Raw genomic sequence first — 13,826 nt, 5'->3', positions numbered from 1 at the left:
TATGCAGCCGCAATACTACTACGAAGGTGCTGTTGCTAATGGGTTGACCAGAAAGCCGATCGATTATGGGCTGTATGTGTTTGAAATCAAGGAAATTGATGGAAAAATATACATCGTACTTAATAACTTTCCGGGCAGGCAAAATGGGCTTGCTGTGCTCAACAGGAAGTTCGATACGTTTGAGGTGCTTGGGCATTACAATGAACCCAACGACCTGAAGCTGAGTGAGTCTGCGGTTAACCAACTGCCTGATGGCAGCTGGATGGCTATTTGCAGAACGGAGTCGGGAAGTTTAAACTATGCTTTCACTACCAGTGCGAATGGTAGGGTTTGGACGAAAGCTGATCACCGGAAATTTGTTCCCAATGGAACTAACTCAAAACCACCCTTTGATAAGTTCAAAGGCATTTATTATTTAGGCTGGCAGGAGTCGACCAAGGTTAACGGTGCCTTTCGAAGTGTCTTTAATATCGATGTTTCCCCGGATGGTATTCATTGGGAGAGGAAGTATCGTTTCGAGTCTGAAGCTCTTTTCAATACCCGAGCTTTGTAGAGCATAAGGGCAGTGTATGGCTTACCGTGACCCAGGGAGATACAGATGCGAGCAGGAAGGAGCGAATTATGTTTGGCAGGCTGGAGTGATCTGGAGCGGCTATGATACATTGAAGTTGATGCGTTTTTTCAGCGTGTTCTTTCAAATACAACTTAAAAGAACACCTACCGAGGCCTAGTGTGTAAACCAAACCGGAGTCTGACGGCATCCGCCAGCGGTCGGACACGGTTTGCGGGGTGGGTAAGGCCGTGCTAACACCTACACCTCCTTCACACCGGCCAGTAGGTACAGCACTGCCATGCGGATGGCTACGCCATTTTCCACCTGCCCGAGTATAATAGAGTGGTCGGAGTCGGCTACGTCGCTGTTGAGTTCCACCCCCCTGTTGATGGGCCCGGGGTGCATGATCACAATCTCTTTGTTCAGGGTGTCGAGCAGCTGCTTGTTGATGCCATAATATATCGAGTACTCCCGCAACGAGGGAAAGTACTTGATTTGCTGCCTTTCGAGCTGAATACGAAGTACGTTGGCGACATCGCACCATTCCAGGGCCTTTTTGACATCATACTCTACCTTCACGCCCAGCTCGCCGATGAATTTCGGAATTAGCGTAATCGGGCCACACACCATCACCTCAGCACCAAGCTTTTTAAGGCAGAAGATATTGGAAAGGGCTACTCTTGAGTGCAGTATGTCGCCCATGATGGCCACTTTTTTTCCAGCTACATCACCCAGCTTTTCTCTGATGGAGAAGGCATCGAGCAGTGCCTGGGTAGGATGCTCGTGGGTGCCATCTCCGGCATTGATGATGTTGGCCTTTACATGCTTTGACAAGAAGTGGGGAGCCCCGGGGCTGGCGTGGCGCATCACCACCATGTCCACTTTCATGGCCAGGATATTGTTGACGGTATCGAGCAGGGTTTCTCCTTTTTTTACGGAGCTGGATGAGGAGGAGAAATTAACAACGTCGGCGGAAAGTCTTTTTTCTGCCAACTCAAAAGAAAGCCTTGTACGGGTGGAGTTTTCAAAGAAAACGTTGGCCACGGTGATGTCACGCAAAGAAGGGACTTTCTTGATGGGCCGGTTAAGTACGTCTTTGAAGTTGTCGGCCGTTTGGAAAATGAGCTGAATATCCTCTTCCGTGATATCTTTGATGCCCAACAAATGGCGGGTACTCAGCTTGCTCATGCCTCGTCCTCCTTTTCCATGATCCAGATATTGTCTTCAGGCATGCCCTGTTCTTTTAGTTCAACTAATATTCGCTGGCTTCTCACAGTATTCACCCTTCTGCCTACATAAGTAGCCTCTACCGGAATATCCCGACTGTACATGCGGTCGATCAAAGTCAGCAGCTCCACTTTCTCTGGCCTTCCAAAGCTTACCATAGCATCCAGTGCTGCCCGCACCGACCTGCCAGTGAACAGCACATCGTCGATCAGGATGACATTTTTGCCTTCAATGACAAAGTTGACTTTGGTTTCGTGAGGAGCGATAGGCGCATCCCGGCGACGGAAGTCGTCCCGGTGGAAAGTAGTATCCAGATAACCAAGAAGGATTTTTTTGTTCAGAAGGCTCTCAAGACTGGTGCGGATTCTTTCGGCCAAAAAGATGCCCCTGGGCTGCAAACCCATTAAAACGGAGTTGGCAAAGTCGCCGTGATTTTCAATAAGTTGCTGACAAAGCCTGTTGATGGTGAACTGTAAAAGACGTCCGTCGAAGAGCAACCGTTTTTGCATGGGGCGAAGTTATGAAAAAATGATTTGATTACGGATTACGGATTGCGGATTTATGATTGAGCCTCAACCGAAAAGGAAAAGGTGCGTGAAGACACGGCACCTTAACAATCAGACATTCAGACGTTCAGACATTCGGATGTTCAGATGTTCAGACATTCAGACATTCGGACAGGAGACGGAAGACCGGAGTTAGGAGTGCGACAACAACCGGTGACCAGAAGGTTGGAGACGGGTGGCGGGTTTGAGCATTCTACCGGAGAGCCCTGAAAGGGCGATAGATCTATGCGTTGGGTGAAGCCCTGCGCACTTATCCCGCAGTGGACGACACAGCACCTCCTTTCAGGGTCCTCTCCGAGAGACCCCAAAAGGAGTTTGAGGGTAAACCAGTGGCTGACGGCTCTTGCCAGGGGGCGATTGCCGTACTAAAACCTGAAATGGACGGAAGGTGCGTGAAGACACGGCACCTTAACAATCATTTGTAAACCACCTTATTGATAAAAAACACGTTGCGGTTGAGGTTCACCCGGTTGTCCTTCAGGTTTTTGATGTCCTGAATGCCGTAGGTATAGAAGGTTTTTCCGTACCACACCGACAAGCCACCCACCTCGTTGTCGCTCACTCTGACTTCATCATCTTCAAATGTGAGCTCAATGTCATTGAACGTTTTGCCTTCGATGATCTCATCCGATTTTATGATTTTGGATCGGATCACATTCTCGAACATGTAGAGCAAAGCCACCTCATCGCCGGATGTGCTTACATGCACAAACTGCTGCAGGTCGTAGCTGGTTACGTCGTTGATTTCAAAGGAATTGTCCCAAAGCAGCGTGCCCGACTTATCGAAAGTCATGACCACGGCGTGCGTGTACTTGTATCCCAGGAAGTTGGGGTTGAAATAGGTATTGCTCCGGCCATAGGTGTAGCCGCCAAACCGGTCGTAGCCGCTGTAGTTAGAATACCTGGGGTAATAGGCCTCGCCATACAAAGTGTATTTGTCGCCGTCCTGAATAATGTCGTGCACCAGTAACCGATAGTTGAACTTTACCCGCTTGCCCTGCACCTTCCGCCGGCTGATCTTCTCTTTAATTCTCTGCTCACGCTTAGCTCGCATGTATGAAAAGAAGTTTTCCAGGTCGGCATAGTTGTAATAGTCTATCTTTTGCTGCCCGTCGTTGCCCACGGTGGCGATATAAAGCCCTCGTGAATAGGTTGATCGCTTGTGGCCGTAGGTGCCTGCAATAAACTGCCGATCCATTTCGAGGTGGGCAGGTGCTCCATTGATCAGGCTCTTCGATTCATCGGGCTGCAGCAAAATATTCCTGATCATGTCCCCACTTTCCGAAAATGACCTTACCGAAATGGTGGTGCGCTTGTCAGTGGTTTTTTCACTCATCGTCACGGTGAAAGTCCTGAGGCGGTCGTCGGTTTCCAGCCGTAGTATCTCAGCATAGTCGGCATAAAACCCAGGAACCACCTGCGGTCGCTGGTCAAAAAGGTTGTATCGGATGATCACTGGCCGGTAGTTGGTGTAGCCACCCATCAAAATGGTGCTTCCCACTACTTCAAATTGTGTCAGGTTAACAGGGAACACCGTATTGATGTTGAACTTGGTAGTGTCACCTTTTTCCAGGTCCATCCTCATCACTAGCAGCTCCTCCTGCTTGTATTGCTTTTCCCGAATGAGGTAATACATAAAGCCCGGTGAATAATCGTAGCCAATGATGCGGGACGCAAAGGGAAGATACAGCTCTCTTCTCCATGTCATATCAAGGGCAGTGTCGAGTTTGATGAACTCCCACAGGTAGCCATCCTTGTTTTTGTGCTCGGTCTGGTGATAAATAGACAATCCCTCCTCCTCGCAGCTATAAACGACGTAGTCCTCGTAATTTGAGTTTTTTATCTCAAATTCCACTCTTTTGGGTTGCTCAATAAGCTCACTGGCCTTCTGGTCTTTTTTCCGCTCCTGACCAAGCACGCCAGTGCCCGTAAGACAGCAAAAAGCAAGCAATACCGTTAATTGTTTGAGTCGCATATTGACAATGGTCACGTCATCAAAACACTTCATAAAAGCTTGTCCCCAAAAAAGATTTATTCCCGCCCAACGCTATTCTTCGGATTTTTGAATAATTATATCAAACTCTTCCTTCTTGACAGGCTGCACCGACAGTCTCGAAAGCTTGATAAGTGCCATTTCGGACAATCGCTCATCTTGCTTGATCTCTCCAAGGCTCACTGGCCTTTTGAGTTTTTGCACCGGCACAAAATCCACGACCACCCAGGTGTCTTTTTCTTCTGGCTTGGCTGTCGGATCCGGATAATACTCTTTCGCTACCCTGGCCAGCCCCACACACGACTTTTCTTTGACACTATGATAAAAAAGAGCCAAGTCCCCTACCTTCATGTCTTTCATGAAGTTGCGGGCAGCGTAGTTTCTCACACCATCCCACATGTCGCCACCCATGCTCACGAATTTGTCCCAGGAAAAAGTTTCTGGTTCAGATTTTATCAGCCAATAGTTCATTTCTTTGTTCTTTTTTGGTTTCACTAGTCAAATGTAACAGACAAAAGTCGCTTCGGTAAATAAGGCGTTTGGTATTGCGTAACAAATTCCCTTTGCACGATGTTTTCCTGCGCACGTAGTTTCTTGTTTTTGTTTAAAGTAATCTAAGGAATTTTGCCTTAGGAAAATTACTTTTACAATGCCAGTTAACCAAAAACACCTCTCATTTTGGACAACAAAGAAATAATCTCACAATTCCGGCTCATGGCTTCGCTTATGGAGCTTCATGAAGAAAACCAGTTTAAAATTCGTGGCTACACCGGTGCGGTTTTCAACCTTGAAAAGGTGGACAAACCCATCGCTACCATGACGGCAGAGGAAATCGGGGCCCTGGAAGGAATCGGGAAATCGATGGCCGCCAACATCCATCAGTTGCTCGAAAAGGGCACCTTTGATGCGCTGGAGGAGCTCAGGGCATCAACGCCTGCCGGGGTGGTAGAAATGCTTTCCATCAAAGGCATTGGCCCGAAGAAGATCAGGCTGATCTGGAAAGAGCTGGAAATTGAAAGTTTGGATGCTTTGCAGAAAGCCTGTGAAGAAGGAAGGGTAGCTGGTGTGAAAGGCTTTGGAGAGAAGACCCAGCAAACTATTCTTGATGGCTTAAAATACAGAAAGGCCAACGTGGGTAAGCTTCATTTTTCGGAAGCAGAGATGGCAGCCAATCAGCTGATTGAAGCCCTAAAAAAAGAGTTGGGAGAAAAAGTGCCCATGAGTTTTGTCGGCCCGCTGAGGCGTTTGCTGGAGGTGATCGACACGCTGGAATTGCTTGTTGGGTCGCTGAATAGTGACGTCATCATAAAGGCGATTGAAAAAAGTGGTTTGGGAGAAGTCAGCCTTCAGCAATCGGGGCCCTATTCCATCAGGGGGCATGTGAACGAACCTTATATCACTTTCCATATCAGGCTATGCGAGGAAAAGCAATTCACAGAGAAGCTTTTGTTGTACACAGCCGCACCGCTTCACCTTAACCAAACGCTGGCAGAAGGTGCTGTACTGCGTGATAAGCTAACAGAAAGGGCTTTTGCTACTGAAGAGGAAGCGTATAAGCACGCTGGCTTGGCCTATATAGCGCCGGAGCTAAGAGAAGGGTCGTTCGAAATAGCCCTGGCACAGGAAAATAAGCTCCCCAAGCTGGTAGAAATGAGTGACCTCAAAGGAATTCTTCATAATCACTCTACCTACAGCGACGGAAAAAACACTTTGAAGGAAATGGCAGTCTACTGCAAGGAGCTGGGCTATGAGTACCTGGGCATTAGCGACCACAGCCGTTCCGCCTTTTATGCCAGCGGCCTCGAAGCCAACAGAGTAAAAGACCAGCAGGTGGAGATTGATGCGCTCAACAAAGAGCTGGCGCCGTTCCGTATCTTCAAAGGCATAGAATCTGACATTCTACCCGACGGCTCCCTCGACTATGAAACCGAAGTGCTGGCATCGTTCGACTTTATCGTTGCCTCGGTGCACTCGGTGCTCAACATGGATTTGCAGAGAGCTACCACCCGATTGCTAAAAGCCATCAAAAACCCGTTTACCACTATGCTTGGTCACCCCACTGGCCGGCTGTTGCTGGAACGAAAGGGCTACCCCATCGACCACAAAACAGTGATTGATGCCTGCGCTGAAGAGGGTGTGATCATCGAAATCAACGCCCACCCCTGGCGGCTCGACCTCGACTGGCGCTGGGTGCACTATGCCATCGAGAAAGGCGTGATGCTTAGCATTAACCCCGATGCCCATGAAACCGAAGGCTATCACGACATGCGCTACGGGCTTTTGGTGGGTAGAAAAGGTGGCCTCACCAAAGAGATGACTTTCAATGCGCTGTCGACAGCGGAAGTGGCTGCCCATTTTGAGAAACGAAAGAAGCGGGCGGCTGAGATGGTGAAATACCAACAGGCCGAACGTTAGCATTGAGCCCATCAGGGTCCCTGGCGGAGACCCCAATGGGAAAACGGAGACCCCAATGGGTTAAGCCTAAAGTTTAACATCCCGTACAAATAAAAGAAATAGTGAATGAGCCTTCTGATGTTGAAATTATCGCAAGCCATCTTCGGATCAAGCGGAAAATCTGGGAGATCAACCTTTAACCGCAATGCCCCGAGTGGTCATAAAAAAGCAAAAGGTCCAAGCGGGACGCATTGAACCAGTTTTGCTTTTTTATTTAACCATACACGAAATATCCAACCCTCAGAAATACAGATTGATCCCCATCTTCGCCAAATCAGCTAAATGAAAGTACTCATCCTACGGTTTTCGTCTATCGGAGACATTGTACTCACCAGTCCGGTGCCAAGGGTGTTAAAAACCCAACTCGACGATGTGGAAGTGCATTATGCCACCATGGCCCGGTTCAAATTTCTTCTGGAAGAGAACCCATATATTGATAAAATCCACGTTCTGGAGAAGGGAGACAAGCAGCTGATTGAAACACTTAAGACAGAAAACTTCGACTACGTCATTGACCTCCACCACAACCTAAGGACGCTGAGGATCAAGTGGGCGCTGAAGGCAAAGGCCTATGCTGTGGACAAGCTCAACTGGCAAAAGTACCTGATGGTCAATTTCAAAGTAAATAAATTGCCCAACCGCCATATTGTTGACCGCTACCTCGACACCTTAAAGCCATTGGGTGGCAAACCTGACCAGCTGGGCCTCGACTATTTTATTCCGGACAAAGACGAGGTAGATATCACCTGGCTGCCAGAAAGCCACCGCAACGGATTTATTACCTACGCTATTGGTGGCCAGCACGGCACCAAAAAGCTACCGGTAAAGCGCATGATTGAGCTTTGCGACCGAATTAACAAACCTGTCATCCTGTTGGGAGGAAAGGAAGATGCTGAGGCTGGCGAGGAAATAGCACGGTTCTTCGAACGAACAAAAAACTCAAGTGGCTATGAGGAGAGTTTGAAAGAGCTGGGTAAAAAAACAGAAATATTCAATGGCTGTGGTAAATTCAACTTCAACCAGTCGGCGTCGCTTGTGAAGCAGTCGAGCGTTGTTTTTTCGCACGACACTGGTCTTATGCACGTAGCGGCTGCCTTCGGGAAAACAGTCTACAGCATTTGGGGCAACACCATCCCTTCGTTCGGCATGTACCCCTACAGAACAAAATTTATCGTGTTTGAAAATAATAAAATCAAATGCAGGCCCTGCTCCAAGATAGGTTTCGATAAGTGCCCAAAGGGCCATTTTAAGTGTATGAACGACCTCGTTTTTGATTTCTATATTCCTTAGTTTGACTCCAGTTTATGAAGACAATCTATCTTGTACGGCACGCAAAATCGAGCTGGGACTTCCCTGAGCTGGACGACTTCCAAAGGCCACTAAGCAGCCGGGGCAAATCAGATGCTCCGAGGATGGGCAAGTTCCTTAATGATCAACAAATTCACCCTGACCTTGTAGTCAGCAGCCCAGCGGAACGAGCCATCAAGACTGCTAAAAAGGTGGCTGCGGAGCTTGGAATTGACAAAAGAGAAATCGTCACTGACAAATCTGTTTATCATGCCTGGCCAGACAGGTTGCTGAAGGTGGTGGTTGAACTAGACGACCAACACACGTCGGTGATGCTTTTTGGCCACAACCCTGGCCTTACGGAGTTTGCCAACCAACTGGCTGGAGCGTCCATCGAGAATATTCCGACCACCGGAGCCGTTGGCATTTCATTCGAAGTAAACTACTGGCGGGACATTGGCTACGAGGCGGGCAAGCTGCTTTTCTTTCACTACCCGAAGGGCTTACCGGAGGGGTATTGATTATCCTACCCCCCGCAGCCAAAAATCTATTTCGCCTATTCCTTTATAATCTTCAGGATATGGAGGTTTTTTCCTGAAACATCTTTTATCATAACAAGGTAGACTCCAGGTTTATAGTCTCTTACTTCGAGTATTACAAGGTGATTGCTTGTTGAAACTGAGTGTAACAGCCTCCCAAGAAGGTCATAAGTGCTCAACGTGAACGTCCCGGCGTTCGCCACCTCTGGCAACTCAATCTTCAACTCACCTGACACAGGATTTGGGTAAAAACTAACATCGAAAGCCTCTGCCGAGGCTTTGAGTACTTCAGCTATAGTGATGCTTACTCCAGCGCTACCCACGGATGCAGTGACTTCGAGGGTGTGGGTTTCGTCAATTTCAAGTGTATTCTGGTTGGCATCAGCGGCCGCTCCTACTACATCGATGAATAGAAAATAACGCCCCGCCTCTATATTGCGGATTTCAAAATCACCAGAGTCATCAGAAACTGCCTCTGCGTAGACCGTTCCTCCTTCCCCGAATAAATAGACGGATACATCCGGCATCGGTGTTCCATCCAACAGCCTGCCCCTGATAATTTTCGCTCCGTCACCCTCTTCACTCGAGACCACTCTGCCTCTAACATGGCCCTTTCCATGATGACCATCATCGTGGTCCTTGGCAATCAGTTCCCAGTCAATGCCCGACAAACTCTCGCCACTCAATTCTATGGACAATGCATGTTCCCAATGCAACCCATGGAAATAATAAGTAGGATAATAGTCTTTTGAGAGCTCGCCCAAGGATACCATACGAAGGTAGTATTCCCCTGTCGCCAGATGCTCGAAGAGATAGCTTCCATCAGAAGTATCAATCTGTTTTGCCAAGCCGCCTGTTTTATAGAAAAGTTGCACTTTACCAGCAACAGCCTCCCCATCAGGGGTGGTCACTTTACCTGAAATGGTCAGCATGGCTGTCACCTCCATTTCTCTCGTGACGGGAATGGCCGGTTTGTACTCCTCATTCCCAGGTTGGCCTGCAGTAATAATTATTTCTCCTGCCCCGGTAACAGTCAGAAGCCCCTCATTTATCTCTCCTGGTCCTTCAATAGAATATTCTATGGCCAATCCACTACTAGCTGAGGCACTAAGCTCGATCGGCTCATGTCCTACCATCACTGATGAAATAAGCTCGAAAGTGATTTCCTGATCGATCCGAACATCAGCAAGGACTGAAAAAGCATGTGTGACATCAAGTGCAGCCAGGTAGTTGCTATTTCCAGACTGAGAGGCTGTTACTAGCACCTCGCCTGCATCTAACAATGTCAACTTATTGTTGTCATCCAATTCGGCTGACCCGGATACAGTATAGTTTACAGGCAGTCCAGACGTGGCGGTAGCGTTCAAACTCAGCTCCGAAATGCTCAAGCTAACATCGGGAAGGTCGTCGAACTGGATGGTTTGACTTGCCTTTTGAATAAGAAAGACACCGCCGGTGAAGTCAATAGCATAATTGCTTCCCAAGGTAAGGGAACCCTGCTCAATAGCATATTCACCAGCATTCTCGCCCTCAGTCCTTGTCAAAGCACCGGTAAATTCGTCTGATTCAAGGACTTCCCCGGCTGATACCCTATAAGTTAGGTCTGGGTCGGTTTCTCCATAGGTTTTGCTAGCCGAATTGGCTGTAATAGTCATCGGCCTGGGCTCGATTTTGAAGGTAGATGGTTTCAGTGTAACCAAGTAATTGTTGCCAGCAGTCAGTAGTCCAATATCAATAACATACTCACCAGCTGTTTCTCCCTCTTCCCGATGAAGTGATCCGCTAAATTCATCCCCGTCTTTCAAGGCTCCTTCTAATATTTCAAAAGACAGCAAAGGATCAGCACTGCCGTAAATCTTGCTGTTTGCATCAGCGGTTATCAAAATGGGGGCTATTTCAATTGTAAAAGTTGCCCCGATAAATGAGAGTAAGTAATTCTCACCGGCGCTCAATGTACCCTGATTAATTCCATAAGACCCAATGGCCTCGCCAACCTCCCTCTGCAATACCCCGCTCCACAGGTCTTCGCCAACCAGGCTCCCCTCGGTGACCTTAAAAGAAAAATCAGGATCACTTGCTCCGTAAAACTTCTCTTTGTCAATTGCTACTACACTTATTGGTCTTGGAAGAACGGTAAGGTCACCGGCAAAGTAGCTGATCTCATAATTGCTGCTGCTTAAGCCAAAAGGCACAATGGCCCCAGCGTAGTCTCCCACAGAAGTTGGAATTGCTTCATATTGCAGCTCTCCTTCCAGGTCATCTACATCGTCATCATTCACGAAACCTTCTGAGGACACCTCAAGCAAGTCTTGCATATTCTCCTGATAAACGACCTCTTTGTCCAAGGCAGAAATAATCAATGGGGCTTTGTGGACGACCAGTGTCTGTAGTACCGGCGCTGGCGAAAAATAATCATTTGCTGCCGGTTGGCTAGCCGAAATAACAGCCTCACCAGCGCCAACAATTGTGAGCGTAGACCCGTCAACAATTGCTACCTCTTCATTACTACTCTGGAAAACAAAGGGTGTTTCTGGAATTCCTCCTTCAACGATAAGTTCAAATGGAGCGTCTCCGAAGGTTTTGTCCGGCATCGCAGGAAACTCAATAACAGCCTCAAAGCTGCCAATCTCCAACCGCCAAAAGTCATTTCTTTCAGAGCGCACATGGACTGGCTGCCCTAAACCACCAAATATATATAGTGCTCCATCTGGTGCCACACCAGCAGCCATTGATTTCCTCCCTCCTGGGTAGCTGTCAAAAGAGGATTCCCTCATTTTGTCATAACTGCCGAATTTCGCCGATGTAACACCGTTTCCTTTGACCCACCTCCAGACACCTTCTTCCCGCACCCAGAGTTCGTTACTTGCCTGCATGTCATAGCCGGATCCTCCGAAGAACCAAAAACGGCCAGACGAATCGAACCAGGCAAACGCTTCCTGACGATAACCCGGTCTGTTAGAGGGGTCAGGAACATTCAAAAACCCGTAAATTGGATGTTTATATAATTCATCGGAGCCATTAACCCAGGTCCATGCACTTCCATCCCATTTCCATAAATCACTGAAACCTCCTCCCCCAAAAAGCCACAAGTTACCCTCTTGATCTACTGCTGATGATGCCATTGATCTGGCGCCAGGAGAGTTAGCTGGGTCAGCGACATCCTTTGTCCCGTAAATACCTTGGCCATTAGGTGCATCACTTCCGCTCATCCATGTCCATACTTCCCCATCCCACTTCCAAAGGTCGTTCAGAGCAACAGTTTGACCGTTTTCGGTGAAGGAGCTTCCTCCAAACAACCATAAGTTCCCCTGTAAATCAACCCAGGAACTAGCGTTATAGCGGCAAGGAGGCTGGTTTGACGCATCTCCAATGCCTAAAATGCCATACATCCCCTGACTTTTAGACAATTTGCTTCCGGATACCCAAACCCAATTCTCGCCATCCCATTTCCATAAGTCATTAAGCAAGCTATGATAGCCATTACCATCGTTGCCCCAGCCCCCAAAAAGCCAAAGGTTATCTTCTGTGTCTGTCCAAGTAACGGAGCCAAACCTGGCTCCTGGAGTATTACTGGCACTGGCCACTCCTTGCGCTCCATAATTGCCCCTTTGCATCATTGAACTACTACCACTTACCCAAGTCCACACGTCACCGTCCCACTTCCAAAGATCATTTAGACTTCCGGTACTGTAGCTTCCGTCCAGTCCAACACCTCCAAACAGCCAAAAATTATTTTGTGAGTCCAACCAACTAGCGGCATTTCTTCTTGGCCCAGGAATATTTTCACTTGACGGAACTCCTTTTGAACCGAAATTGCCAGGTACAACAATTTGCTGGTATCCCGACTCCCATGTCCAGTCAGTTCCGTCCCACTTCCACCAATCGCACAAGGCATCTCCATATGCCAGATGAGCATCGTGCCCGACTCCCCCATAAATATGGACGTAGCCATCTGGATCATGCCATACGGCAGGATAGAACCTCGATCCAGGAAGATTTGAGCTTGATGGTATGCCTTGCTCTCCAAATAGGCTTATTTGATTTTGCTTTCCACTTCCTTTCACCCAGGTCCAGTTCACTCCGTCCCAACGCCATAAATCACCTGAGTATTGGTCGTCTAACTGACCCCAGCTACCTCCAAAAAGTAAGACATTTCCGTTCTCTTCTCGCCAAATAACTGCTCCGCTCAATGCACGTGGCGTGTTGGATGACTCGGTAACATTTTGTTGTCCGAAATTTCCGTCGCTATAGTTTAAGTTTGATCCCTTGACCCACATCCATTGTTGCCCGTCCCAAACCCACAAATCGTTGAGTGTGCCTAACTGAGAGGTAGCATACCCATATCCTCCAAATAACCAGTAGTTTCCGTTTTGGTCAACCCATGAAGTGGGAGCTATCCTCGCCCCAGGTGTATTGCTACTTGCTGCGACCATTTGGGTTCCATAGTTGCCGTACTCTCCATCGTCTGAAATACCCGCTACCCAGGTCCAATTCTCTCCATCCCATTTCCACAGATCATTGAGAAATCCTTCGCCACTTGCAGAATAGCCCTGCCCGCCGAAAATATAGGCCTCACCATTAACCCCTTTAGAAACTGTCGATAGTTGCCTGGAACCAGGCACATTTGCCGCTGAAGAAACACCCAAAGTGCCGTAAACACCTGTTTGTCTATCTACATCAGATCCACTTACCCATACCCATTTGCTTTCATCCCACTTCCAAAGGTCGTTCAACTGACCGGGTTCAACAGCACTATTATCATAACCAAAGCCTCCAAACAACCACAGGCTGCCATTTTGATCTGTCCATCCAACAGCATTATTTCGTCCCCCTGGGAAGCTGCTTTCTGATGCAACGTTCTTAGCACCGTATGCTCCATTAATATTTACCTCTTTGCTTCCGCTTTTCCACGTCCAAAATTGCCCATCCCACATCCACAAATCATTCAAATACCCAATTTTGCCGTCCTCATTCAGGCCATAACCTCCAAAAATCCAAAGATTTCCCTGACCGTCTTCCCAGCTCACCATATTCTTTCGGGCGCCGGGCTGGGTTTCAGTAGTTGGCACTCCTTTCTCTCCATAATGAGGGATTTGGTGGTTGGTCGTTTTTTCACCAGATAGCCAGGTCGATTTTACCTGGAAATTCTGCGCCCACACCGGTGAATTTAGAGCGACTAGCAGATATGTTGTTACTACTCCTGCCAT

The 13,826-nt window shown here is 48.0% G+C and carries 9 protein-coding genes; 4 read left to right on the top strand and 5 right to left on the bottom strand.

Annotation, left to right across the window (positions count from 1 at the left end; genetic code table 11):
• The first annotated feature begins 1 nt into the window (after position 1).
• Positions 2-553: a sialidase family protein gene (locus tag RT717_RS00090; RefSeq protein WP_317489709.1), complete on the top strand. Its 552-nt coding sequence runs from the start codon at positions 2-4 to the stop codon at positions 551-553.
• A gap of 258 nt (positions 554-811) precedes the next feature.
• Here the strand turns inward: RT717_RS00090 and RT717_RS00085 are convergent, their stop codons facing one another.
• The 4 genes from RT717_RS00085 to RT717_RS00070 form a co-directional block, all read right to left on the bottom strand.
• Positions 812-1,741 (bottom strand): aspartate carbamoyltransferase catalytic subunit, encoded by a 930-nt coding sequence (locus RT717_RS00085; RefSeq protein ID WP_317489708.1) that lies wholly within the window; start codon positions 1,739-1,741, stop codon positions 812-814.
• Entirely contained in the window at positions 1,738-2,289 is a 552-nt protein-coding gene (gene pyrR, locus RT717_RS00080) for a bifunctional pyr operon transcriptional regulator/uracil phosphoribosyltransferase PyrR (protein ID WP_317489707.1), read from the bottom strand. The genes RT717_RS00085 and pyrR overlap by 4 nt, the downstream gene beginning before the upstream one ends.
• Positions 2,290-2,761: 472 nt before the next feature.
• Positions 2,762-4,354, bottom strand: coding sequence for a hypothetical protein (locus RT717_RS00075; RefSeq protein ID WP_317489706.1), 1,593 nt, complete (start codon positions 4,352-4,354; stop codon positions 2,762-2,764).
• A gap of 39 nt (positions 4,355-4,393) precedes the next feature.
• On the bottom strand, positions 4,394-4,810 hold the full coding sequence (locus tag RT717_RS00070; protein ID WP_317489705.1) for an EVE domain-containing protein: 417 nt from the start codon (positions 4,808-4,810) through the stop codon (positions 4,394-4,396).
• 207 nt (positions 4,811-5,017) lie between these two features.
• Between RT717_RS00070 and RT717_RS00065 the strand changes: the two genes are divergently transcribed.
• The 3 genes from RT717_RS00065 (at position 5,018) to RT717_RS00055 (ending at position 8,601) form a co-directional block, all read left to right on the top strand.
• Positions 5,018-6,754, top strand: a complete 1,737-nt coding sequence (locus tag RT717_RS00065) for a helix-hairpin-helix domain-containing protein (protein ID WP_317489704.1) — start codon at positions 5,018-5,020, stop codon at positions 6,752-6,754.
• Between the two features lie 321 nt (positions 6,755-7,075).
• Positions 7,076-8,083 (top strand): glycosyltransferase family 9 protein, encoded by a 1,008-nt coding sequence (locus tag RT717_RS00060; RefSeq protein ID WP_317489703.1) that lies wholly within the window; start codon positions 7,076-7,078, stop codon positions 8,081-8,083.
• Between the two features lie 14 nt (positions 8,084-8,097).
• A complete protein-coding gene (locus RT717_RS00055) occupies positions 8,098-8,601 on the top strand; it encodes a SixA phosphatase family protein (RefSeq protein WP_317489702.1) in 504 nt (167 codons plus the stop codon).
• Positions 8,602-8,636: 35 nt separating this feature from the next.
• Here the strand turns inward: RT717_RS00055 and RT717_RS00050 are convergent, their stop codons facing one another.
• Positions 8,637-13,826, bottom strand: coding sequence for an MBG domain-containing protein (locus tag RT717_RS00050; RefSeq protein WP_317489701.1), 5,190 nt, complete (start codon positions 13,824-13,826; stop codon positions 8,637-8,639).

This window comes from Imperialibacter roseus (assembly GCF_032999765.1).
Lineage (GTDB): Bacteria > Bacteroidota > Bacteroidia > Cytophagales > Cyclobacteriaceae > Imperialibacter > Imperialibacter roseus.
This window is presented reverse-complemented; position numbering and strand designations above follow the sequence as displayed.